General features: G+C 72.6%; 20 protein-coding genes. 16 read left to right on the top strand and 4 right to left on the bottom strand.

Annotated features, from left to right (window positions below):
• Positions 1-93: 93 nt before the first annotated feature.
• Positions 94-1,608, bottom strand: coding sequence for an aldehyde dehydrogenase family protein (locus tag ACFZBU_RS44400; protein ID WP_391589509.1), 1,515 nt, complete (start codon positions 1,606-1,608; stop codon positions 94-96).
• A 238-nt stretch (positions 1,609-1,846) separates the two neighbouring features.
• Between ACFZBU_RS44400 and ACFZBU_RS44395 the strand changes: the two genes are divergently transcribed.
• The 5 genes from ACFZBU_RS44395 (at position 1,847) to ACFZBU_RS44375 (ending at position 6,737) form a co-directional block, all read left to right on the top strand.
• Entirely contained in the window at positions 1,847-3,244 is a 1,398-nt protein-coding gene (locus ACFZBU_RS44395; protein ID WP_391589508.1) for an amidohydrolase family protein, read from the top strand.
• Between the two features lie 88 nt (positions 3,245-3,332).
• Positions 3,333-4,352, top strand: coding sequence for a zinc-binding dehydrogenase (locus tag ACFZBU_RS44390; RefSeq protein ID WP_391589507.1), 1,020 nt, complete (start codon positions 3,333-3,335; stop codon positions 4,350-4,352).
• A 2-nt stretch (positions 4,353-4,354) separates the two neighbouring features.
• Positions 4,355-5,824, top strand: a complete 1,470-nt coding sequence (locus tag ACFZBU_RS44385) for an FGGY-family carbohydrate kinase (RefSeq protein WP_391589506.1) — start codon at positions 4,355-4,357, stop codon at positions 5,822-5,824.
• Positions 5,809-6,198 (top strand): VOC family protein, encoded by a 390-nt coding sequence (locus ACFZBU_RS44380; RefSeq protein WP_391589505.1) that lies wholly within the window; start codon positions 5,809-5,811, stop codon positions 6,196-6,198. Before ACFZBU_RS44385 ends, ACFZBU_RS44380 begins: the two co-directional genes overlap by 16 nt.
• A 152-nt stretch (positions 6,199-6,350) precedes the next feature.
• On the top strand, positions 6,351-6,737 hold the full coding sequence (locus ACFZBU_RS44375) for a VOC family protein (protein ID WP_355547834.1): 387 nt from the start codon (positions 6,351-6,353) through the stop codon (positions 6,735-6,737).
• 102 nt (positions 6,738-6,839) lie between these two features.
• On the opposite strand, the gene ACFZBU_RS44370 is transcribed toward ACFZBU_RS44375, so the two are convergent.
• Positions 6,840-7,853, bottom strand: a complete 1,014-nt coding sequence (locus ACFZBU_RS44370; RefSeq protein WP_391589504.1) for an aldo/keto reductase — start codon at positions 7,851-7,853, stop codon at positions 6,840-6,842.
• A gap of 185 nt (positions 7,854-8,038) precedes the next feature.
• Here ACFZBU_RS44370 and ACFZBU_RS44365 point away from each other — a divergent pair, with 185 nt between their 5' ends.
• From ACFZBU_RS44365 to ACFZBU_RS44315, 11 genes are all read left to right on the top strand, one after another.
• Complete coding sequence (locus ACFZBU_RS44365) at positions 8,039-9,238, top strand: aromatic ring-hydroxylating dioxygenase subunit alpha (RefSeq protein ID WP_391589503.1); 1,200 nt, start codon at positions 8,039-8,041, stop codon at positions 9,236-9,238.
• Between the two features lie 82 nt (positions 9,239-9,320).
• Positions 9,321-9,782, top strand: a complete 462-nt coding sequence (locus ACFZBU_RS44360) for a VOC family protein (RefSeq protein WP_391589502.1) — start codon at positions 9,321-9,323, stop codon at positions 9,780-9,782.
• Positions 9,779-10,192 carry a nuclear transport factor 2 family protein gene (locus ACFZBU_RS44355; protein ID WP_391589501.1) on the top strand — a complete coding sequence of 138 codons (414 nt, stop codon included), beginning with the start codon at positions 9,779-9,781 and terminating at the stop codon, positions 10,190-10,192. Before ACFZBU_RS44360 ends, ACFZBU_RS44355 begins: the two co-directional genes overlap by 4 nt.
• Before the next feature lie 21 nt (positions 10,193-10,213).
• Positions 10,214-10,993, top strand: a complete 780-nt coding sequence (locus ACFZBU_RS44350; protein ID WP_391589500.1) for a class I fructose-bisphosphate aldolase — start codon at positions 10,214-10,216, stop codon at positions 10,991-10,993.
• Between the two features lie 358 nt (positions 10,994-11,351).
• Positions 11,352-13,220 (top strand): 2-oxoacid:acceptor oxidoreductase subunit alpha, encoded by a 1,869-nt coding sequence (locus tag ACFZBU_RS44345; protein WP_391589499.1) that lies wholly within the window; start codon positions 11,352-11,354, stop codon positions 13,218-13,220.
• A complete protein-coding gene (locus ACFZBU_RS44340; protein WP_391589498.1) occupies positions 13,213-14,289 on the top strand; it encodes a 2-oxoacid:ferredoxin oxidoreductase subunit beta in 1,077 nt (358 codons plus the stop codon). The genes ACFZBU_RS44345 and ACFZBU_RS44340 overlap by 8 nt, the downstream gene beginning before the upstream one ends.
• A complete protein-coding gene (fdxA, locus tag ACFZBU_RS44335) occupies positions 14,286-14,591 on the top strand; it encodes a ferredoxin (RefSeq protein ID WP_391589497.1) in 306 nt (101 codons plus the stop codon). Before ACFZBU_RS44340 ends, fdxA begins: the two co-directional genes overlap by 4 nt.
• Positions 14,592-14,663: 72 nt before the next feature.
• The gene (locus ACFZBU_RS44330) at positions 14,664-16,769 is read left to right on the top strand and encodes a hydantoinase/oxoprolinase family protein (protein WP_391589496.1); all 2,106 of its coding nucleotides are present in this window, start codon (positions 14,664-14,666) and stop codon (positions 16,767-16,769) included.
• A complete protein-coding gene (locus tag ACFZBU_RS44325; protein WP_391589495.1) occupies positions 16,766-18,364 on the top strand; it encodes a hydantoinase B/oxoprolinase family protein in 1,599 nt (532 codons plus the stop codon). Before ACFZBU_RS44330 ends, ACFZBU_RS44325 begins: the two co-directional genes overlap by 4 nt.
• Positions 18,365-18,797: 433 nt before the next feature.
• A complete protein-coding gene (locus ACFZBU_RS44320; protein WP_391589494.1) occupies positions 18,798-20,327 on the top strand; it encodes a class I adenylate-forming enzyme family protein in 1,530 nt (509 codons plus the stop codon).
• Positions 20,324-20,983: an RraA family protein gene (locus ACFZBU_RS44315; RefSeq protein ID WP_391589493.1), complete on the top strand. Its 660-nt coding sequence runs from the start codon at positions 20,324-20,326 to the stop codon at positions 20,981-20,983. The genes ACFZBU_RS44320 and ACFZBU_RS44315 overlap by 4 nt, the downstream gene beginning before the upstream one ends.
• A 326-nt stretch (positions 20,984-21,309) precedes the next feature.
• Here ACFZBU_RS44315 and ACFZBU_RS44310 read toward each other — a convergent pair whose 3' ends face one another.
• Both ACFZBU_RS44310 and ACFZBU_RS44305 read right to left on the bottom strand, forming a co-directional pair.
• Positions 21,310-22,146, bottom strand: coding sequence for an alpha/beta fold hydrolase (locus ACFZBU_RS44310; protein ID WP_391589492.1), 837 nt, complete (start codon positions 22,144-22,146; stop codon positions 21,310-21,312).
• Positions 22,147-22,363: 217 nt separating this feature from the next.
• Positions 22,364-23,635 carry an aminotransferase class I/II-fold pyridoxal phosphate-dependent enzyme gene (locus ACFZBU_RS44305; RefSeq protein ID WP_391589491.1) on the bottom strand — a complete coding sequence of 424 codons (1,272 nt, stop codon included), beginning with the start codon at positions 23,633-23,635 and terminating at the stop codon, positions 22,364-22,366.
• Positions 23,636-23,695 lie beyond the last annotated feature (60 nt).

Below are 23,695 nucleotides of genomic sequence, written 5' to 3'. Positions count from 1 at the left end.
CCTCAGGGTGTGGGTCAGGCTGTTGGTCTGACAATCAGAAGGTATGAAGCTCGGTCAGGTGTGGTCATTGGTCCCCCAGCACAACCCCACGCTTCACCCGCTGTGCACCTGGACGTTCACCGCCTTGGTACGGGTGTACGCGTCCACGCCGGTCCGGGCGAACCCGCTGGCCCGGCGCGGCTCGCCGCGTCCGCCGTTCATGTCCGGCGCGAAATGGCAGTTCACGTTGACCTCACCGCAGTCCAGCGCGTCCGAGAAGCGGAACGCGCGCTCAATGTCGCGGGTGAACACCGTGCCGTTGAGGCCGTACCGGGTCCCGTTGGCCAGCGCGATCGCCTCGGCCTCGTCGCGGAAGGGCATCGCGGCCAGCACCGGCCCGAACACCTCCTCCTGCTCCACCTCGCAGCCGCGCCGCACCCCGCCCAGCACGGTCGGCGCGACATAGGTCGGCAGGAGTCCGTCCGCAAGGCCCGGTGTACCGACCAGGGAGGCGTCGCCCGCGTCCAGTGCCCGGCTCACGAAACCGCGGACCCGGTCCGCGTGCCGCTCGTTGATCAGGGGCCCGATGAAGGTGTCCGGGTGCAGCGCGTCGCCCACCGGCAGCGTGGCCGCCGCCGCCGCGACCGCCTCCACCACCTGCTCGTACACCGACTCCTCGACCAGCAGCCGACTGCCCGCGACGCACACCTCGCCCATGTTCACGAACGCGGCCATCATCGCCCAGCCCACCGCCTGGTCCAGGTCGGCGTCGGCGAACACCACGACCGGCGACTTGCCGCCCAGTTCCAGATGCACCGGGGTCAGGTTGCGGGCGGCGGCGGCCAGCACGTGGCGGCCGGTCTCGGTGCCGCCGGTCAGGCTGATCAGGTCGAACCGCCTGTCGGTGATCAGCCGCTCGCCGACCGTCGAGCCCGGGCCCAGCACGATGTTCACCACCCCCGCCGGCAGCCCGGCGGCGGTCAGGATCCGGCCCAGTTCGACCAGCGTCACCACCGCGTCCACCGGCGGCTTGGCCACGATCGAGCAGCCCGCCGCGAGCGCCGAGGCGATCCGCTGGCTGCCCGTCATCAGCGGCCCGTTCCACGGCAACAACTCGGCCACCACGCCGGCCGGCTCGCGCAGCCGCAGGGTCAGCAGGTCCGGGCCGCCGCCGGGCAGCAGATCCGGCGGGAAGGACGAACGTCGCACGTCGCCGTGCGTGGTGCGACAGATCGCCGCGGCGTAGGAGAAGGCGTTGGCCGCCTCGTACACGTCGTTGGTCAGCGCCCCGGAGATCGCCTTGCCCGTGTCCATCGCCTCCAGTGCGGCCAGCCGGCCGGCGTCCGCGCGGATCGCCGCGGCCACCGCCTCCAGCACCTCGGCCTTGCGCGGGCCCGGCATGCGCCGCCACACCCCGGCGTCGAAGCTGGTGCGCGCAGCCGAGATCGCCGCCTCGACCTCGGCGTCGCTCGCCGCCAGGTAGGAGGCGGGTTGCCCACCGGTCGAGGGGTCGAACACCGGCCGCCGCTCGCCGTCGAACGACTCGCGCCCGTCGATCAGCTGCGGGTACGGGTCCGGGCGCAGCCACTCGGCACGGATGCGCGGCTCGCTGCTGGTGGTGTCGGACATGCGGCAACTCCCTGGACGCGGCGGACGGACCTTCGAGCCGGATACGCCGTGCCGGGCGCCGCAACCTGGTAAGCCTCGCCCGACACGGCACCGGTTCAGGTTTGCCCTCGCCGCCCTGTGCTCGCATTGTGTCCCCGGCATGTACTGAGCCCACTTGATTGTGCTCCCGGCCACGATGCCTGCGGACGGCGCCGGGCCTAGTGTCCCCGGACATGGTGAGTTCGCAGGTGAGAGCAACGTGAGCGGCGCCGGGCCGACGCGGCCCGACCTGTTGGTCGTCGGCGGTGACGTGGTCACCATGAACGCGCGCCGCGAGGTGCTGTTGGGCGGCACGGTCGCCGTCGCGGGCGAGCGCATCCTCGCCGTCGGCGCCACCGGCGAGCTGCGGGCCCGCTGGCCGGGCACGCCCGAGTGGGACGCGAGCGACTGCGTCGTCACACCGGGCATGGTGAACGCACACCTGCACCAGACCGGCGATCCGCTGGCCCGCGCCCGAATACCGGACGACCTGCCGCCGGGCGCCGCCGTCGACACCTGGGCGGTGCCGCTGCACGCGGCGCATCGACCCGACGACGACGAACTGTCCGCACTGCTCGCCGGCGTGGAGAGCGTGCGCAACGGCGTCACCACGATCATCGAGGCGGGCACGGTGGCCCACCCGCATCGGGTGGCCGCCGCGATGACCGAGGTCGGCGTGCGCGGCGGCATCGGGGCATGGGGCTGGGACGTGCCCGGCGCACCGTTCGCCGCACCGGCGGCCGAGGTGCTGGATCGGCTCGGCGAACTGGTCGCCGCCTACCCGGCCGGAGGCTCGGTCGAGGGCTGGGTCACCCTGGTCGGCCACGGCCTGGCCTCGGACGAACTGCTCACCGGCGCCGCCGACCTGGCCCGCGACACCGGCGCCCGGATGACGATGCACCTGTCCCCGTCGAGCGCCGACCCCGACGACTACCTGCGCCGCACCGGGCGCCGGCCCGTGCTGCACCTGGCCGAGTTGGGTGTGCTGGGCCCGCACCTGCTGCTCGCCCACGCGGTCTGGCTGGACGACGCCGAGGTCGAGGCGTTGTTGGCGGACCGTACCGCGGTCGCCTACTGCCCGTGGGCCTATCTGCGGCTGGGCCAGGGCGTCACGCACGCCGGGCGGCACGCCGATTTCTCGCGCCGCGGCGGCCGGCTCGCGCTGGGCACCGACGCGGGCAACGCCGCCGACTCGGCCGATCTGCTGCGCGCCGCGGCGCTCGCGGTGGGCCTGGCCAAGGACATGGCGATCGACCCCACCGTCCTCGGCGCCGCCGAGGCGCTGGAGTTGGCCACCATCGGCGGCGCCGAGGCGGTCGGCATGGCCGATCGCATCGGCTCGCTCGAACCCGGCAAGTACGCCGACCTGGTGGTGCACGACGCCACCGGCCCGCAGTGGACCCCGCGCGGCGACATCGCCCAACAGCTGGTGTGGTCCTCGGACGGCCGCTCGGTGCGCGACGTGCTGATCGGCGGCCGGGTCGTGGTCCGCGACCACACGTGCGTCACCGTCGACGAGCGGGCCCTGCGCACCTTCGCCGCCCGCGCGTCGACCGCCCTGCTCGCCCGGGCCGGCGTACCGCTGCGCACGCGCTGGCCGACGGTGCCGGCGCACTGAGTCGCGTATCGGGTCGCGCACCACCGGGTTCGGTCCGCCGAACGCCGCGTCCCGCATCCCACAGTTTTCGCCAACGGAGGAGCCCCACATGCGAGTTGCCGTAGTCACCGCCCCCGAACAGGTCGATCTGCGCGAGGAGCCGGTGCCCGAGGTCGGGCCGGAGGACGTGCTCGTGCGGGTCGGTCGCACCGGCCTGTGCACCATGGAGCGCCGGCTCTACCTGGGCACCAAGCCGATCTATCCGGTCGCCCCCGGCCACGAGGTCGCCGGCGAGGTGGTCGCGCTCGGCAGCGCGGTCGCCGGGCTGCCCGGGGTCGCGGCCGTCGGCGACACGGTCACCGTCGACCTGCTCACCCGCTGCGGCACCTGCACCTCGTGTCGGCGCGGGCGCAGCGCGTTGTGCAAACGACCGCAGGGCGGAGCGCTGGCCGACGGCACCATCTCGATGGGCGCCGGCTTCGCCGAGTTCGTCAAGGTCGCGGCGGTGCAGACGTTCCGCACCGGCGACGCGCCGATCGCGCACGCCGCGATGGGCGAACCACTGGCCTGCGTCGCGCACTCGGTCCGACTGGGCGGGCTGCGGGCCGGCGACCGGGTCGCGGTGATCGGCGCCGGGTACATGGGCCGCCTGCACCTGGCCCTGGCCCGGTTCAAGGGCGCCGAGTCGGTCGGCCTGATCGACATCAGCGACGACCGGCTCGCCGAGGCCCGCGCGGCCGGCGCCGACTGGACGAGCACCCCGGAGGAGGCGGCCGGCACCGGCGGGAAGCAGGACGTCGTCTTCGTCACCGCCGGCGCCCCCGGTGCCCTGGAGACCGCGCTGTCCCTGTGCGACGACGGCGGCACGGTGGTGCTGTTCGGCGCCTTCCCCAAGGACGTCCTGGCCGGTGTCGGGCCGGACCACGTGCACCATCACGAACTGAGCATCGTCGGCGTGTACAGCCAGGAACCCCAGGACTGGACCGAGGCCGCCGCGATCATCGCCTCCGGACGCCTGGCCGCCGAACTGGACGCGCTGGTCACCGCGACCTACCCGCTCGCCGAGGTCGACGCCGCCTTCCGGCTGGCGGCCGAGTCGCCGGTCTACCGCGTCCTCGTGGGCGGTTGAGCATGTCCGGCTCGCCCGCGGTCGTCGTCGGCGTCGACGTCGGGAGCAACTCGGTTCGCGCCCTCGCGCTCGACCCGGACGGCGTCGTCCTGGGCGCGACCACCGCCGGCTACCCCGGTGCGGCTGGCTGGGAGCCCGGCCACGCCGACCCGTACGCCTGGTTCGCCGCCACCGCGCAGGCGCTCGCCGAACTGCGCGCGCTGGTGCCCGGTGCGGCCCGTCCCGCCGCGCTGTGTCTGGGCGGCCAGAGCCCGACCACCGTGCCCGACGCGGTGCCTCGGTCCGGTATCGCCGCGGCGCTGACCTGCCGGCACCCGGCAGGCGCGACCGGATCGCCGGTCGAGCAGCATCACGCGCAGCACGCCGCGCTGCGCGCCGCCCACGGGCCCGACGTGCAGGCGTGGCAGCTCTACGACTGGCTGGCCGCGCGCTTCGGCGCGGAGCGGGCGCAGTCCCGCTGGCCCGGGGATCCGCCGCTGACCGGCTACGGGCCGATCGTGGCGACCGGGTCGGTGGTGGGCACGGTCGGCACCGGGCACGACATCGCGGCCGGCACCCCGCTGGTGGCCGGCGCCCAGGACGCGTATCTGGCGTTCTGGGCGGGTGGACTGGACCGGCCCGGCCGGGCGATGGACCCCGGCGGGCGGACCGGCGGCCTGGCCGTCGCGGTGCCCGCGGGCTCGCCCGCCGCCGATGCGTACGCGCTGCCCTCGGCGGTATCGGGGATCGACATCGTCGGCGGTCCGGTCGCCGCGCACGGGCTGATCCTGGAGTGGCTGCGCGACCTGACCGGACGCGACGTGCGCGACCTGCTGGCGCTGGCCGCCGAGGTGCCGCCCGGCGCCCGCGGCGTCCTGGTGCTGCCCTACCTGGAAGGCGAGCGCGCCCCGCGCTGGAACCGCGAGTTGCGCGGCGAGGTCTTCGGGCTGAGCGCGGGCTCCGGACCCGGCGAACTGGCCCGCGCGGTCCTGGAGGGCACCGCGTACGGCCTCGCGCACATCGCCCGGGAACTGGGCGCGCGCGGCGCCCGACTGGACACCCTGGTCTGTGCCGGATCGCCCGCGCGCAGCCCGCTGTGGTGCTCGATCAAGGCCGCCGTGCTCGGCGTGCCGGTCGAGGTGCCCGCGGAGACCGACCTGGCCGCCTACGGCGCGGCGCTCGCCGCCGGCGCGGGGGCACGCTGGTGGCCCGCGCCCGGTGCCGGGCGCGCCGGCGACTGGCCGCGCCCGGCGATGACCGTGCTCGACCCCGAACCGCGTCCCGAGTACGCGGCCGGCCTGCGCCGCTTCCTCGACCTGGGCGACGCGGCGCAGGCGCGCCTGTCCGTGCCGGCCGACGCCGGCGTTTCGACCCGCTCCGGACCGGACCCCGCCGACCCGACCTCTTCCCAACCGCGCCTCGTCGAACCGAACCTCTCCGCGAACCTCTCCGAACCGAACCTCTCCGAGGAGCCGACGTGCCCAATCCGGTGATTTTCATGGACCTGCCGACCCCCGACGTGGAGGCCACCTCCGCGTTCTACGCGGCGCTGTTCGACTGGGACTTCAAGCGGCGACCCGCCGGCGAGTTCAGCGAGGTGCTCCCGGGCGTCAAGCCCAACCTCGGGATCCGCCGCGAGGCGCGCCCGGCGGTGGGGCCGGTGCCGCGCATCTACGTGATGGTCGACGAGCCGCCCGCCTACCTCGACAAGGCGGTCGCGGCCGGCGCGAGCGTGTTGTGGGAGGAGAAGCCGTGGGCCGAGTTCGAGGCCCGCTACGCGGCGTTCCGCGACCCGTGGGGCAACGAGGTCGTGTTGTGGCGCGACAAGGGCACCTACTTCACCCACGGCCACGCCCACCAGGTCTGACGCTTCGTCGGATCCGGTTTGTCACACGTGAGTTCGCCACACGCGAGCCGACCACACGCGAGCTTCCCACACCCGAGTTCTCCCCCAGCCCCTTTGCACTGCCCGGCGACCCCATTGCCCCGCAGCCGAGTTCCCCCCGGAAAGGACCCCGCATGACCAACACCCTGGTCTTCGTCGACATGCCCACACCCGACGTCGACGCGACCACCGAGTTCTATCGCGAGCTGTTCGGCTGGACCATCAACCCGCGTCCGCAGGGCGTCTTCCACCAGATCGTCCCGGGCGAGGGGCTGCACCTGGGCCTGTACGACGAGGTCGCCCAGGTGCCCGACCCGGCGCCGCTGCCGCAGCAGCCGCGCGCCGGCCTGCACGCCCGGGTGTACATCCTGGTCGACGCGGCCCCCAGCGAATACCTGAACAAGGCCGTGCTGCTGGGCGCGACCGCGCTGTGGGAGCAGTGCTTCTGGGAGGAGTTCGGCGGTCACCACGCCTCGTTCCTGGACCCGTGGGGGAACCAGATCGTGATGTGGGAGAAGTGAGGTAGCGCGTAGCGCCCATACGGCCACATGCCGGTATCCGCGATCCGACTCGGATCGCGGATACCGGCATGTGGCCGTATGGGCTCGGAGCCGGACCGACGCTCAGGCGCGGTTCAGGACCGGGCGCGGGTAGGGCGAATCCGCCGGGTTGACGTCGGTGCCGGGGGCGACCAGGGCGTCCAGGCGGGTCAGCGTCTCGGAGGTCAACTCCACCGCGCAGGCGCCGAGTTGGGATTCCAGCTGCTCCTCGGTGCGCGGGCCGATGATCGCCGACGTGACGTTGGGGTGGGCCAGCGCGAAGGCCAGGGCCAACTCCGGCAGTGAGCAGCCGGCATCGGCCGCGATCGCGGCGAACTCCTCGACCAGTGCGGTCTTCGCGGCCCGCACGGCGGCATCCGCGTGATCGAAGTGCTCGGCGTTGCGCACGGCCCGCGAATCGGCGGAAACGATTTGCCCCGCCCGGTACTTGCCGGTCAGCCAACCGCCGTTGAGCGGGCTGAACACCAGCACGCCCAGGCCGTACCGCCCGCACGTGGGCAGTGCGGCCGTCTCCGCGTGCCGGGCGAACGCCGAATAGGCCAGCTGCTCGACCGCGAAGCGCTCGTGGCCGCGACGCTCGGCGATCCACTGTGCCTCGACGATGCCCTCCGCGGGCAGTGCGGAGGAGCCGATCGCGCGCACCTTGCCCTGCCGGACCAGGTCGGTAAGGGCGCCCAGCGTCTCGTCCGGATCGGTACCCGGGTCGGGGCGGTGCAGTTGGTAGAGGTCGAGGTGGTCGGTCTCCAGGCGACGCAGGCTGTCCTCCACGGCGCGAAAGATCCAACGCCGCGACGCCCCGCGGCGCAGCGGCGCGTCCGGGTCCATCGCCTCGCCGAACTTGGTCGCCAGCACCACGTCGTCGCGCCGGCCCTTGAGCGCCTTGGCCAGGATCGCCTCGCTCTCGCCGAACGCGTACACGTCGGCGGTGTCCACCAGGTTGATCCCGGCGTCGAGCGCGCGATGCACCATGCGGATGCACGCGTCGTGGTCCGGGTTGCCCCACGCGCCGAACATCATCGTGCCCAGGCACAGTCGGCTGACCCGCATGCCGGTGCGACCGAGCGGGGTGTACTCCACGGGTGCCCTCCAAGGGTGATCGTCGCAGGTCCTCCCCCGAGGCTGGCACGACGGCCCGTGTGCACCGATGTGGTCCCGGCGCAGCGCACGGGCCGTTTGTTCGTGCCTCAAGCACATATCGGGGCCGTTTCCCGGCGCCTACCTTCGGCTGTATCGCAAACATCCCAGGTGACGGGGAGGAAGCTGTGCCGACTGACCAGCTGGGGGCTGCGGAACGTGCCCTGGACGAGCGGGTGGCGGAACTTCGCCGGACCGCGGCGGCGCGAGAGAGCGACGGGCTCGTGGTCGCTCCCCTGCCGAGCGAGATGTTGCAGCCGTGGGAGGTCTGGGACCGGGACCTGTTCGACCTGGAGATGATCCGGGTGTTCGCCCGCTCGTGGGTGTGGCTGGGCGACACGGAGGATCTGCGCCGACCCGGCGACTTCGTCACCGGGCGGATCGGCAGCCAGTCGGTGCTGGTGGTCAAGCAGCGGGACGGCTCGATCAAGGGCTTCCTGAACAACTGTCGGCACCGCGCCTCCGGCGTCGCGTTCGATGCGGCGGGCAACTGCGGCAAGGCGTTCGCGTGCCCGTACCACGCCTGGACGTATGGTCTGGACGGCAAGCTGCTGTCGATTCCGGACATGAACCGGATGTACGGGCCGGACTTCCCGATGCAGCAGTACGGCCTGGTGCCCATCCGGGTGCACGTGGCCTTCGACAAGCTCGTCTTCGCGTGCCTGTCGCACAAGGCGCCGACGTTCGAGGAGTGGATCGCGCCGCTGCTGCCGCGCTACACGGCGTACAAGATCGGCGAGTACCACCGCTACCACCGCGAGTTGGACGAGGAGTACGCGTTCAACTGGAAGGCGTTCGTGGAGAACTCCAACGACGACTACCACGTGCGGTTCGTGCACCGGCGGCTGAACAAGGTGCGCAAGCAGATGGACACCATCGTGCGCTTCGAGGGCCGGACCACCAGCGGCTACAAGCCGCACAGCGACGCGTACGACATGTCGCTCGGGCGCACCGACCTGGGCGAGGAGGACCTGCGCGGGAGCTATGCGGAGTTCATCTACCCCAACCTCACGCCGCTGCCCTACGCATCCCAGTTGATCATGGTGCGCGCCGACCCGATCGCGCCGGACCGGACCCGGTTGTTCTCCCGGATCTACGGGCTGACCGAGGACATCGAGCTCCAGGAGCGCGAGTTGGTCAACCTGGAGCTGACCAACAAGGAGGACACGGACATGGTGACCGTGCTCATGGAGAACCTCCGTTCGCCGTTCTACCGAGTCGGTCCGCCCAGTGCCTGGGAGGGCCGCGCGCAGCACATGATGCGGCAGATCCGCCGGGACGTGGCCACGCCGTTGGCCGCCGACGAGTTCACCGGCCCGATCGACTGAGCGCCGCCGCCTCTGCCGCGCCCGCGCGGCGGTTCGACACCACCCATCCCGAACACACCGGAACGTGAGAGGAGCCACCGCGATGGAACCGACGCTGACCGAGGCCCGCTGGACCCATATCGCGCTGCCGTCGTCCGACCTGGAGGCGGCGGTCGAGTTCTACACCTCGTTCACCCCGCTGGTGGTGGTCTCGCGGCACAGCGACGCCGCGGGTTCCAATGCCTGGTTGTCCAACCCCGACCAGGTCCACACGCCGTTCGTGCTGGTCCTGGTCGCCTTCGACAAGGACAAGGGCAAGCCGCAGCCGCAGCTGACCCCCTTCGCGCACCTGGGCATGGAGGTGGCCACCCGCGCGGACGTTGACGCCGTCGCCGAGCGGGCCCGGGCCGCCGGATGCCTGCACTGGGAGCCGATGGACGTGCCACCGCCGGTGGGCTACATCTGCGCACTCAAGGACCCGGACGGCAACGTGGTGGAGATTTCGCACAACCAGCAGGTGTTCGCGGAGGTCCGCGAGCTGTGGGGCGACCGGGCCGACGCGTGAGCGACCCGGCGCGGACCCGGCGGGCCGTCGAGGCGTATGTCGCGGCGCTCAACTCCGGGGATCCGGACGCGATCGCGGCCCGGGTGAGCGAGGACTTCCACAACGAGCACACCTCCGCGCTCGGCCGCAGTCTGCGCGGGCGCACCGCGTATCGCGCGCGACTGCCCCGATTCCTGTCCGAGTTCGAGGGATTGCACTACGCCGTCGAGGACCTGCTCGTGGACGGGGATCGGGCCGCGCTCGCGTACACCATGACGTTTCGCCCGCGCGGCGCGGCGGCCGGTGAACCGGTGCGGATTCGTGGGGTGTTCCGGCTGCGTGTGCTGGGCGATCTGGTCGCGCATCGCGTGGACTACTGGGACGGCGCCGAGTTCGAGCGGCAGACGGCCGGCGCCGAGAAGAACCACTGACAACCATCGAAGGGAACGACTGTGCACACCTTTTCCGCCACCGGAGCAGGCAAGCTCCGCCGGATGCGCCGGATGTTCGGCGCGGACGGCCGCGCCGTGTTCGTCGCGATCGACCACGCCGCCTACATGGGCGAGGGGCCGCCGCTGGGCGAGCCGATGGCGCAGATCGCCGCCGGCGGGCCGGATGCGGTACTCGCGACCTGGCACCTGGCCCGGGCCTACGCCGACACGTTCGCCGATTCCGGGCTGGTGTTGCGGATCGACGGCGGGGCCTCGGAGTTGGGCGACTTCGCCCCGGGCGATGTCACCGACATCATGCATCTGCCCGAGCAGGCACTGAAGCTGGGCGCCGACTGCGTGGTCGTGCTGGCCTTCCCCGGTGCGCCCGACGAGCACCTGTCGTTGCAGCGGCTCGCCCGGCTCACCTCCGAGTGCGAGCAGCTCGGCCTGCCGGTGATGGCCGAGATGATTCCCGGCGGCTGGGGCAAGGCGGTGCCGTGGACCACGGAGAACGTGGCCCGCGCGGCGCGGATCGGCGCCGAACTGGGCGCCGACATCGTCAAGACGGTCTGCCCGGGACGCCCCGAGGAGTTCGCCGCCGTGGTCGCGGCGTGTCCGGTCCCGGTCGTGGCGCTGGGCGGGCCCAAGTCGGACAGCGAGGACGAGGTCGTCGCGCTGGCCAAGGGTGTCGTCTCGGCCGGCGGTGCGGGGGTGGCCTTCGGCCGGAACGTGTGGGGGTCGGCCAAGCCGCAATTGCTCGTGGAGCGGTTGCGCGATGCGGTTCATGGGCGTGGGGTTTGATTCGGCCTGCGGCCACGCTGGTCCTCAGGCGCCGGACGGGCTGGGGCGCGAACGGCCTTCGGCCTGTTGTCCTCAAGCGCCGGACGGGCTGAGTTGGATTCGGCCGAGCTTCGGGGTGGAGCTGCGGATTCCCGTGTCCTCAAATGCCGGACCGGCTGAGGTGGAATCGGCCGGGCTTCCGAGCAGAGCTGCGGATTTTCGTGTTCTCAGGCGCCGAGTGGATTCGGACGGGCTTCGGGGTTGAGCTACGGCTTCCCGTGTCGTCGAACGCCGGGCGGGCGAGGTTTGTTCGTTCGGCGCTCTTCCTTTCTTGTGTCGAGTGTTGTCTTCGCCATGCCTGTGATCAGGAGTTGCGATCATGTCCCAACAGGTCACCCCCGTATCCCGGGTGGTCATCCGGTTCGCCGGTGACTCCGGGGACGGTATGCAGCTTGCCGGTGATCGGTTCACCGCGCAGGCCGCGCTCTTCGGCAACGACGTCTCCACCTTTCCCGACTTTCCGGCCGAGATCCGCGCTCCTGCCGGGACCCTGCCGGGGGTCTCCGCCTTCCAGGTGCAGTTCGCCGACCACCGGGTCACCACCCCCGGGGACGCGGCCGACGTACTGGTCGCGATGAACCCGGCCGCGCTTCGGGTGAATCTGCCCGATCTGCCGCACGGCGCCCAGATCATCGCGGACGCCGACGAGTTCACCGCGCGCAACCTGGTCAAGGCGGGCTACCCGGCGGGCACCGACCCGCTCACCGACGATTCGCTGGCCGACTACCGGTTGCACGCGGTGCCGCTGACCGGCCTGACCGTCGAGGCGCTGCGCGCGTTCGAACTGCCGCGCAAGGACGCCGAGCGGGCCAAGAACATGTTCGCCCTGGGGCTGGTGTCGTGGTTGTATCACCGTCCGACCGAGGCCACCGTGGCCTTCCTGCGGGAGAAGTTCGCCGCGCGTCCGCACCTGGCCGCCGCCAACGTGGCCGCGTTCAACGCGGGTTGGAACTTCGGCGAGACCACCGAGTCGTTCGCGGTGAGCCACGAGGTGCCCGCGGCCCCGCGCACTCCCGGCCGGCACCGCACGATCACCGGCAACCGGGCGCTCGCCTACGGGCTGATCGCCGCCGCCGAGCGGGCCGGACTGCCGCTGTTCCTGGGCTCGTACCCGATCACCCCGGCCTCCGACATCCTGCACGAGCTGAGCCGGCACCGGCACTTCGGGGTGACCACGTTCCAGGCCGAGGACGAGATCGCCGGGATCGGCGCGGCGCTGGGCGCGGCGTTCGGCGGCGCCCTGGGGGTGACCACCACGTCCGGCCCCGGGCTCGCGCTCAAGGCGGAGACGATCGGCCTGGCGGTCTCGCTCGAACTGCCGCTGGTGATCGTGGACGTACAGCGCGGCGGCCCCTCGACCGGGCTGCCCACCAAGACCGAACAGGCCGACCTGTTCCAGGCGTTGTACGGGCGCAACGGCGAGTCGCCGGTGCCGGTGCTGGCCGCCTCCTCCCCCGGCGACTGCTTCGACGCGGCCGTCGAGGCGGTCCGGATCGCGGTCGTCTACCGCACCCCGGTGGTGCTCCTGTCGGACGGCTACCTGGCCAACGGCTCGGAGCCCTGGCGGGTGCCGGACCTCGACGAACTGCCCACGATCGACCCGGCGTTCGCCACCGGTCCGAATGCGGTCGACGCGGCCGGCGCGCCGTGCTTCCAACCCTATCTGCGTGATCCGCACACCCTGGCCCGCCCCTGGGCGGTGCCCGGCACGCCCGGTCTGGAACACCGGGTGGGCGGCCTGGAGAAGGCCGACCGCACCGGCGAGATCTCCTACGACGCGACCAACCACGAACACATGGTGCGCACCCGGCGGGCCAAGGTGGACGGGATCGCCCGCGAGCTGCCGCCGCTGACCGTCGAGGATCCGGACGGGGCCGCCGAGGTGCTGGTGCTCGGGTGGGGTTCCACCGCCGGGCCGATCGCCGCCGCGTGCGCGGAGGTTCGTTCCGCGGGCGGCTCGGTGGCCCGGGCCCACGTACGCCATCTCGACCCGCTGCCGGCCGATCTCGGCGACCTGCTCGCCCGCTATCGGCGGGTGCTGGTCCCGGAGATGAACCTGGGTCAGCTCGCCCGGTTGTTGCGCGCCCGGTATCTGGTCGACGTCGAATCCCTCACCCAGGTGCGCGGCATGCCGTTCAAGGTGGCCGAACTGCGCACCGCGATCGAGAAGGTCGTCGCCGATGCCTGAGTCACCGCTTCTCACCATCGCCGGACCGGCGGCGGATCCTCCACTGTCCGCCCGCGACTTCCGCAGCGATCAGGAGGTGCGCTGGTGCCCGGGTTGCGGCGACTACGCCATCCTGGCCGCCGTCCAGGGCTTCCTGCCCGAACTGGGCCTGCGCCGGGAGAACATCGTCTTCGTCTCGGGCATCGGCTGTTCCAGCCGCTTCCCGTATTACCTGGACACCTACGGCATGCACTCGATCCACGGCCGCGCGCCGGCGATCGCCACCGGATTGGCGGTGTCCCGGCCCGACCTGAGCGTGTGGGTGGTCACCGGCGACGGCGACGCGCTCTCGATCGGCGGCAACCACCTGATCCACGCGCTGCGGCGCAACGTCAACCTGAAGATCCTGCTGTTCAACAACCGGATCTACGGCCTGACCAAGGGTCAGTACTCGCCGACCTCCGAGACCGGCAAGATCACCAAGTCCACCCCGGCGGGCTCGCTCGACCACCCGTTCAATCCGGTCTCGCTCGCACTCGGCGCCGAGGCGGGGTTCGTCGCCCGCACCATCGACTCCGACCGCAGGCACCTGACCTCGGTGCTGCGCGCCGCGGCGGCCCACGAGGGCACCGCACTGGTGGAGATCTACCAGAACTGCAACATCTTCAACGACGGCGCGTTCGAGCAGCTCAAGACGCCCGGCATTCGGGACGACTTCCTGCTGCGGCTCGAACACGGCGAGCCGATGCGCTATGGGCCGGACGGCGCGCGCACCGTGGTGCGCGATCCGGGCGGCGGGCTGCGGCCGGGTGGTCCGGACGACATCGCGGTGACGCACGACGCGCGGACGCTCGACCCGGTGCCCGCGTTCGCGCTGTCCCGGTTGCCGGAGGCGGGCGGCCCCACCCCCATCGGGGTGTTCCGCAGCGTGCGCCGGCCCGCGTACGACCGTCTGGTGGTCGAGCAGGGCCGGCGGGCGCTCGCCGAGCGCGGGCCGGGCAATGTCGCCGACCTGCTCGGCGGCGACGCCTGGACGGTGCCCGAGCCGACCGTGCCCGACCCACGATCCGTGGGAGGTGGTCCCGCGTGACCTACGTCATCGGTGCGAACTGCGTGGACGTCAAGGACCTCACCTGCGTGGCCGAATGCCCGGTCGACTGCATCTTCGAGGGCGACCGCATGCTCTACATCCATCCCGAACAGTGCGTGGACTGCGGCGCCTGCGAGCCGGTGTGCCCGGTCGAGGCCATCTACCACGTGGACGACCTGCCCGCCGACTGGCTGTGGCACCTGGATGCGGCGACCGAGGCCACCGCGGGCCGCGAGGACGTCGAGCCGGTGCCCGATCCGGCGGCCGTGGCCGCACTGCCGGCCCGACCCGCGACCGGGTGAGCCGCCCGGGGCACGCGTCCCCACCCATCGAAAAGACACTCCGGACACACCGAGAAGAAGAGGAGGCCTGACGTGACCGACTGGCGCCTTGCCGTAGACATCGGTGGCACCTTCACCGACGTGGTCCTGCTGGATGCCGACACCGGCCGCGTGGTGGTCGAGAAGACGCTGACCACCCCGTCCGCCCCGCTCGGCGGGGTCCGGGCGGGCGTGACCTCCGCGCTGACCAAGGCCGGCATCACGCCGGCCGACATCACCCGGCCCATCGTGCACGCGACCACGCTGATCACCAACGCCCTGATCGAGGGCAAGACCGGCCGCGCCGCGCTGGTGACCACCGCGGGATTCGGCGACACGCTGGAGATCCGCAACGAGCACCGGTACGACATGTACGACCTCCAGATCGAGTTCCCGGCCCCGCCCATCCCGCGCGAGCTGGTCTTCGAGATCGACGAGCGCACCACCGCGACCGGCGAGGTCCGTACCGCACCGAGCGAGACCGAACTCGACGCACTGGCGGCCCGGTTGGCCGCGAACGAGGTCGAGGCGGTCGCGGTGTGCCTGCTCAACTCGTACGCGAACGCGGCCAACGAGCGCGCGGTCGCCGAGGGGCTGGCCAAGCGGCTGTCGGTGCCGGTGTGCGCATCGCACGAAGTGACCCCGCAGATCCGCGAGTATCCGCGCATGGTCACCACAGCGTGCAACGCGGCCACGATGCCGGTGATCGGCCCCTACCTGACCGAGCTCCAGGCCTGGCTGACCGCCGAGGGCTTCGGCGCGTCGGTGCTGATGATGCTCTCCAACGGCGGCGTGGTCTCCGCCGACGACGCCCGCCGGGTGCCGATCCGACTGGTCGAGTCCGGCCCGGCCGCCGGCGCGCTGGCCGGCGTCTGGTACGCCCGACGCCTGGGCGAGGAACGGCTGTTCTGCTTCGACATGGGCGGCACCACCGCCAAGTCCTGTCTGATCGAGGACTACCGACCCGAGTTGACCAACGCGTTCGAGGTGGCCCGGGTCTACCGGTTCAAGAAGGGCTCGGGCTACCCGTGCTCGATTCCCTCGGTCGACCTGGTCGAGATCGGCGCGGGCGGCGGAAGCCTGGCCCGGGTCGACGAGTTGGGTCTGCTCAAGGTCGGCCCGGACTCGGCCGGCGCCGACCCGGGCCCGGTCGGCTATTCCCGCGGCGGCACCGTTCCGGCGACCACCGACGCGGACCTGGTGCTCGGTCTGCTCGACCCGCAGTACTTCCTCGGCGGCGAGATGCCGTTGGATCTGCCCGCCGCGCGGGCCGCGTTCGCCCCGCTGGCCGAGCGGCTGGGCGCCGGCTCCGACGCGGACCACGTCGCGGTCGGCGTGTACGAGGTGATCAACCAGAACATGGCCGCGTCCGCCCGGATGCACGCCGTGGAGCGCGGCATCGATCTGCGCGGCGTCGCGCTGATCGCGTTCGGCGGCGCCGGGCCGGTGCACGCGTGCGGGGTGGCCACACTCCTGGAGGCGCCGAGGGTGATCTTCCCGGTCAACGCGAGCGTGTTGTCCGCGTTCGGCACCCTGGTCAGCCCGGTCCGCATCGACCTGGCCCGGAGCATGGTCCGCACGCTCGACGAGAGCGTGTCCGCCGACCGGGACACACTGCTCGCCGACATGCGACAGGAGGCGCGCCGGGTGCTCGCCGCCGCCGGTGCGCAGGAGGGCGACGTGAGCTTCCGCTACGGCCTGGACGCGCGCTACGAGGGCCAGGGCAACGAGATCACCCTGTGGGTCGGCGAGGGCGACGCGTGGCCCACCTCGCTCCGCGACACCGTCGAGCAGTTCCACACCGAGTACCAGAAGATCTACGGCCTGCGGATCCCCGACGTCGGCGTCGAGGTGGTCACCTGGCGGGTCGCCGCGTGGTCGGACGCACCCGGCTTCGAGGTGCCCACGGTGCCGGTCGGCACCGGCAGTCCCACCCCGAACCGCCATCGCGCGGCCCGCTTCCGGCTCGGCACGCCCGCCGTCGACGTGCCGGTCTACCGCCGCGCCGAACTCGGCGCCGGCCACCGCTTCCCCGGTCCGGCCCTGATCGAGGAGCGCGAGACCACCTCGGTCGTCCCGGACGGCTGGACCTGCGAGGTCGCGCCCGACGGCTCGATCATCGCCACCGCAACCACGGCCTCCGAGGAGGGATCCGCGTGACCCGCACCTTCGACGCGATCGAGCTGGAAGTCCTGTGGGGCTCCCTCGTCGCCACCGTCAACGAGCAGGCCAAGGCCCTTCAGCGGGCCGCGTTCAGCCCGATCGTGCGCGAGGCCGGCGACCTCGCGAACGCGCTGTTCGACCGGCGCGGCCGGATGGTCGCCCAGGCCGTCACGGGCACCCCGGGCCACATCAACTCGCTCGCCATCGCGTGTCGCAACATCCTGGACCGGCATCCGGTCGACTCGCTGGCCCCCGGCGACGTACTGGTCACCAACGACCCGTATCAGACCGCCGGCCAACTCCTCGACGTGACCGTCCTGGTGCCGGTCTGGCGCGGCGGGCGGGTGATCGCCTTCTTCGGCTCGACCATCCACCACACCGACGTCGGCGGCTACGGCATCGGCGCGGGCGCGCGGGACGTGTTCGAGGAGGGCCTGTGGATCCCGATCAGCAAGCTCATGGTCGGCGGCGAACGCAACGAGCCGGTCTGGGACTTCGTGCTGGCCAACGTCCGACAGCCCACCCACATGGCCGGTGACCTGCACGCCCAGATGGCGTCCGGGGAGGTGGGCGCGGCCCGGCTGAAGACGCTGCTGGACGCGTACGCGCTGGAGGACATCGAGGATCTCGGCGACGAGGTGATCCGCCGCTCCGAGGAGGCCACCCGGCGGGCCATCCGGGCGCTGCCCGGCGGCACCTACGAGGCGGCGTCGATCCTCGACCTCGCGGACGGCTCGGAGATCACCATCCAGGTCGCGGTCACCATCGACCCCGACGCCGGCGAGATCCTGGTCGACTACGCGGGTTCGTCCGGCGCGAGTCCGTTCGGGATCAACGTGGTCAAGAACTACACGCACGCCTACACCACGTTCACCCTGCGCAGCCTGCTCAACCCGGACGTGCCCAACAACGCCGGCTCGCTGGCCCCGATCCGGGTCGAGGCGCCGTTGGGCAGCATCGTCAACGCGGTGTCCCCGTCGCCGTGCACGGCGCGGCACGTGGTCGGCATGTTCCTGCCGATGCCGCTGCTGAACGCGATGTCGCAGGCGTTGCCGGAGGCGGTGATGGCCGAGGGTTCGGCGGCGGTGTGGACCATGCAGGTGAGCGGGCACGACGCGGAGGGCAAGCCGTTCATCACCGCGATGTTCACCTACGCGGGCGGCGTCGGCGCGCGGGCCGGCAAGCCGGGCCTGTCCACCACGTCCTACCCGACCGGGGTGTCCGCCGTACCGCTGGAGGTGGTCGAGGCGTCCGCGCCGATCCGCTTCCTGCGCAAGGAACTTCGGCGCGGCTCGGGCGGCGCGGGCGCGCAGGAGGGCGGGATGGGCCAGACCATCGAGTTCACCGTCGACTCGCCCTCGCCCTGGGTGCTCAACGCGGTGGCCAGCCGGCTCGCACGCGGCCCGCGCGGGATCTTCGGCGGCGGCGAGGGCGCCACGGGGCGCTTCCTGGTCAACGGCGAACCGGTGCGCACCCAGGCCCGGATCACTCTGCAGCCGGGTGACGTGGTGCGGCTGGAACTGCCGGGCGGGGGCGGGTACGGCGCGCCGGTCGCCCCGGCCGTCAACGCGGTGGCCGCCGCCATCGGGTGAGCGACGCGGGGCGGCCCGGGGGCGGCGGCTCGTGGCTCGGCAGGCGGCTTGCGGGTCGGCGGTCGGCCCGTGGGCCGACCGACGGCTCCCGGGTCGGCCGGCGGCTCGCAGGCCGACGGCCCCCGGCGTCCGCCCGCGGGTGGGCCCGTGACGCCGCCTGCGGACGGCCCCATCCGCGATGGGGCACACTCACGTGCGGGTCGCCCATGCGAGGCGCACCCGCCCGCGGATCGCCCACGCGAGGGCCGCCGAGTGCGAATGGACCACGCAAGACGCACCCGAGTGCGGATCGCCCGCGTCACGCACACCCGCATGCCGGTCGTCCTGCGATGGTTGGTCGCGTCCGGATCGTTGCCCGTCCGGCCGCCCCGGCTCGCCCCGCCGAGCCGGGGCGGTGCTTCCCACTCCCCCGGTCGATGTCCTGGAGGTCGACATGACGTCCGTCCCGCCCACCTTCGCGGCACGCTGGTCCGAAACGGTCGTGGCGCACCCGTACGCGCCGTTCCTGATCTGGGAGGCGCCCGACGCGAGCGTGACCCGGTGGACCTATGCCGAGTTCGACGCCGTCGTCGCCCGCGTGGCCGGCGGGCTGCTCGCGCGCGGCGTCCGGCCCGGCGACCGGGTCGGCATCGCGCTGCGCAACTGCCCGGCGTACGTCGCGCTCTGGCTCGCCCTGGCCCGACTCGGCGCGGCGATGGTGTGCTCCGATCCCTCCGCACGCACCCCCGAGCTGGCCGCGCACCTGCGCCGGACCGGCGCCCGACTCGGCTTCTGCGCGCCCGAACGGGCCGCCGACTATCGGACCGCGGCGGCCGGGACCGGCACGACCGTGGTCGAGATCGCGGAGGACGACACCGACCTGGCGATCCTGCTCGGTCGACCGACGGCCGCCGGCACCCACCTGCCCCGTCCCGCCGATCTGGCTGGGCTGATGTTCACGTCGGGCACCACCGCCGAGCCGAAGTGCGTGATGGTCACCCAGGCCAACTACGCCTTCGCCGGCGCCGTGATGGCCGCTGCCGCCGAACTCGGGCCGGACGACCGGCAGTTCGTGGTGCTGCCGATGTTCCACGCGAATGCGCAGTACTACTCGTTCGCCGCCGCGATCACGGTGGGCGCGAGCGTCGTGTTGATGCCCGCCTTCTCCGCGAGCCGGTTCGTGGCGCAGGCCGCCCGGCACGAGGTCACCCATGTGAGCCTGTTCGCCGCACCGATCCGAATGATCCTGGCCCGCACCGCCGACCGGGACGCACCGCCGGGACTTCGAGTGCGGCACTGCTGGTACGCGCAGAACGTCACCGACGACCAGTACGAGCGGTTCGCGACCCTGCTCGGCGGGTGTCGGCCGCGCCAGTTGTACGGGATGACCGAGACCATCCCGGCGGTGCTGAGCAATCCCGCCGATGCGCCGGTCCCGGGATCGATGGGCCGGCCGACGCCCGGCTGTGTGGTGGCCGTGCACGATGCGGCGACCGGCGAACCGGCGGCGGACGGCGAGATCGTGGTCGGCGGCGAACCCGGGGTGAGCCTGTTCGCGGGCTACCTCGACGACCCGGCCGCGACCGCCGCCGCCTATCGGGACGGCTGGTTCGTCACCGGCGACCGCGCCCGGGTGGACGCGGACGGCCATTTCCACTTCGCCGGGCGGCGCGGCGACGTGCTCAAGGTCGCCGGCGAGAACGTCTCGGTCGTGGAGATCGAGGCGGTCCTGGCCGAGCATCCGGCCGTGTTGGAGGCCGCGGTGGTCGGTGCGCCGGACGACGTGCGCGACGAGGTGCCGGTCGCGTTCGTGGTGGCGGTGCCCGAGGCCGGCCCGACCGCGCTCGACGACCTCGCCGACTGGTGCGCCGATCGGCTCGCCAAGTCCAAGCGGCCGGTGCGCTTCGAGCGGGTGGCCGAGTTGCCGCGGACCTCCGTCGGCAAGATCCGCAAGTTCCTGCTGACCGAGAGGACCGCGCCGTGACCGACGCCGCCCCCGCGTCCCTGCCCGCCACCGCCGCACTCGCCGACCTGCTGCAACTCCGGGGCCGGACCGGCTGGTTGACCCCGCCGCTGCGGCCGTTCCGGCGGGGGGAGGGCGCGGTGCTCGGGGTGTCCCGTACGGTCCGGATCGCGGCGGGCCCGGGTGCACACGGTCTCAAGCCGCTGCACGCGCTGCTCGCGGAGGACCTGGGCGGCCGGGTCGTGGTGATCGCCGGCGCGGACGCGGCGCCGGGCGCGGTGTGGGGCGAGATCCTGACCGCCGCCGCGCTGGGCCGGGGTGCGGTCGGCGCGCTGATCGAGGGCGGCGTCCGGGACGTGTCGGCGGTGGCCCGGCTGGGCCTGCGGTTGTGGGCACTGGCCGAGGCGACGGCGGGTCCCGGGGGCGCCGTCCATGTCGCCGAGGTCGGCGGCCCGATCGAGATCGCCGGCACCCCGGTGGCGGACGGTGACCCGATCCTGCTGGACGACGGCGGCGCGGTGGTGCTGCCGGCCGCCGACGCGGACACCCTGCTCGCCGACGCGCTCACCTACCACCGAGCGGAGGAGGAGGTGCTGGCCGCCCTGACCGCCGGCCTGCGCCTGCCTCGCGCCTACACCCCCAAGGCCGAGGCGATCACCCGCCTGCGGGGCCGCTGACGCGGCGGGTCGGCGGGTGGCGGGTGGCTGGGCAGCCCGCCACCGTCGCCCCGGAAGCCGCAACCGTTGCCTTCGGACGAACCGGCCCGATCACAGCGGCAGTTCGCACACGACTGGAGCAAGACGACCGGCGGCCGACGAGCGCCGGCAACCGACGGACGGACGGCGTCGGCGGCCGGCGACGGACGCGGGACGGTGGGCGACGGACGGCGACCAGCGCCGGTAGAAGACGACCGGCGGACGGCAACGTGCAGATGGCGCACGCGGTCGGCGATCACCGATCACGAACGACGGCGGATGCCGGACTTCGGTCGGTCGTCGGCGGGTCAGTCGCGTATGGCGGTCGCCAGGAATGCCTGGATGGCGTCGGCCACGCGCTCCGGGAATTGGCCGTGTGCGTAGTGGCCGGCGCCCTCGACGACCTCCAGTCGGCCCAGGCCCGCCGGCATGGCCGCGACGATGGCCGCGCCCTCGGCCGCGGGGTCCGGCCAGTCGGGGTCGAGCGCGCCCTCGATCACGAGTGCGGGGCAGCGGATGTCGCCGAGCACCGCACCGGCGTCGGTGGGCGCGGACATGCCCATCTTTGCGACCACGGCCATCCGACCCGGCCGGCTCAGGTCGACGCCCAGGGCCGCCACGTATGCAGCGAAACCGGCGGGCTTGGTCCCCGGGTAGGCGTACGCGAGGTAGCGCTTCCACACGCCGACACTGCGCAGCAGGCCGGTGCCCAGCAGCAGGGTCGTCCCCTTGCGGTAGCGGGCGTTCGAGACCAACGCCTTGGCGTCGACCTTCTGGGCCCGGGTGAACGGGCTGATCTCCACGATCGCGTCGATCAGTTCCGGTTCCCGGGCGGCGGCGATGGTGGCGGAACCGCCGGCGAAGGAATGGCCCACGAGCACGGCCGGACCGCCCAGGTGTCGAATCAGGGCGAGCAGGTCGCCGGCGGTGTCGGTACGGGTGTACGAGGGCCATCCGACGGTGGACTCGCCGTGGCCGCGCAGGTCCGCGCAGGCGACCCGGTATCCCGACGCCACGAGACGTTCGGCGACGTCGCGGTAGACCGACCTGGTGTTGCCCATGCCGGGTGCGAGCACGATCAGCCGACCCTGCCCGCTCACGTCGTAGGCGAGCCGACCACCGTCGATCTCCAGGAATTCCGTCATGATCCGTGCCCCCATGCGTTGGTGTCGATCAGCACGTAGCTAACACCGTTAGCCAGATCATGTCAAGCATCGCCGCAGTCGACCCCACCGCGGTCGCGGGCCGCGCCCGGCACCGCGTGCGCGATCCCGGGTCCGCCGGGCCGGAGTGCTCACACTCATGCAAAAACCCCGCCGCGCCCACCCTGGGGGGTGAGCGCGACGGGGTCGGGAAGGGTCGTCAGACCGCGGCGGCCTCGGCGGCGGCCAGCTTCACGCACACGGCGACCGCACGCATCGCGCGGCGCACCTCGTCGACGGTGGGGTAGCTGGGCGCGAGACGGATCTGGTGGTCGCGCGGGTCGTTGCCGCCGGGGAAGGCCGCACCCGCCGGGGTCAGCGCGACGCCGACCTCCTTCGCCAGCCGCACCACCTCGGCGGCGCAGCCGTCCGGCACCTCCAGGCTGACGAAGTAGCCGCCCTCGGGCCGGGTCCACGTGGCGATGTCGAGCGGGCCGAGCTCACGCTCCAGCACCTCGTACACCGCCTCGAAGCGCGGCGCGAGCAGCTCGCGGTGCAGCCGCATGTGCGCCACCACGCCCTCGGTGTCGCCGAAGAAGCGCACGTGCCGGAGCTGGTTGACCTTGTCCGGGCCGATCGTCTGCTTGGCCAGCAGGCCGGTCAGCCAGGCGACGTTGGCCTCGGACGCACCGAAGAAGGCGACGCCGGCACCGGCGTAGCTGATCTTCGAGGTGGAGCCGAAGACGAACGCCCGGTCCGGGTTCCCCGCCTCGGCGCACGCGTCCAGGACGGACAGCAGCTCGACCGGGGCGTCGGTCAGGTGGTGCACGGCGTAGGCGTTGTCCCAGAAGAGCCGGAAGTCCGGCGCCGCCGTCGGCATCGCGGCCAGCCGGCGCACCGTCTCGTCGCTGTAGCTCTCGCCGGTGGGGTTGCTGTACTTGGGCACGCACCACATGCCCTTGATCCTCGGGTCGGCGGCGACCAGCGCCTCCACCCGGTCCATGTCCGGTCCCGCACCGGTGAGCGGAACCGGGACCATGCCGATGCCGAACCGCTCCAGTACGCCGAAGTGCCGGTCGTAGCCGGGCACGGGGCACAGGAACAGCACCTCGGGCTCGTCCACCCAGCGGCGCTCGGCACCGGGCACCCGGGACAGCAGCGCGTTGGCGATCACGTCGTGCATCAGCGTGAGGCTGGCGTTGCCCAGGGCCAGCAGCTGCGCGGCGGGCACCTGGAGCAGCTCGGCGAAGATCGCGCGCAGCTCGGGCAGGCCGTTCAGCCCGCCGTAGTTGCGGCAGTCGGTGCCGTCGGCGGCCTTGAAGTCCTCGCCGCCGGGCAGCGCGAGCAGGCCGTTGACCAGGTCCAGCTGCTGCGGCGAGGGCTTGCCCCGGGTCAGGTCGAGACGGAGGCCCTCCGCCGCCAGGGCGGCGTACTCCTCACGAGCGGCCACGAGGTCGATTTCCGGAATGGACACGGTGGTGCTGAGCGGCACGGAATCCCCAAAATAGGCGGAGGGCCGCAGACACTTGCGGCAGGGCCAATCTAGCAACAC

It is taken from the genome of Embleya sp. NPDC008237, assembly GCF_042956465.1.
GTDB lineage: Bacteria > Actinomycetota > Actinomycetes > Streptomycetales > Streptomycetaceae > Embleya.
Note: the sequence above shows the minus strand (reverse complement) of the source record. Positions and strands in the feature narration are given on the sequence as shown.

Coding starts and splice junctions, on each gene's coding strand:
- ACFZBU_RS44340 (WP_391589498.1), top strand. CDS start 13,213: ATGCCTGAGTCACCGCTTCTCACCATCGCCGGACCGGCGGCGGATCCT.
- ACFZBU_RS44400 (WP_391589509.1), bottom strand. CDS start 1,608: ATGTCCGACACCACCAGCAGCGAGCCGCGCATCCGTGCCGAGTGGCTG.
- ACFZBU_RS44390 (WP_391589507.1), top strand. CDS start 3,333: ATGCGAGTTGCCGTAGTCACCGCCCCCGAACAGGTCGATCTGCGCGAG.
- ACFZBU_RS44310 (WP_391589492.1), bottom strand. CDS start 22,146: ATGACGGAATTCCTGGAGATCGACGGTGGTCGGCTCGCCTACGACGTG.
- ACFZBU_RS44360 (WP_391589502.1), top strand. CDS start 9,321: ATGGAACCGACGCTGACCGAGGCCCGCTGGACCCATATCGCGCTGCCG.
- ACFZBU_RS44375 (WP_355547834.1), top strand. CDS start 6,351: ATGACCAACACCCTGGTCTTCGTCGACATGCCCACACCCGACGTCGAC.
- ACFZBU_RS44345 (WP_391589499.1), top strand. CDS start 11,352: ATGTCCCAACAGGTCACCCCCGTATCCCGGGTGGTCATCCGGTTCGCC.
- ACFZBU_RS44320 (WP_391589494.1), top strand. CDS start 18,798: ATGACGTCCGTCCCGCCCACCTTCGCGGCACGCTGGTCCGAAACGGTC.
- ACFZBU_RS44385 (WP_391589506.1), top strand. CDS start 4,355: ATGTCCGGCTCGCCCGCGGTCGTCGTCGGCGTCGACGTCGGGAGCAAC.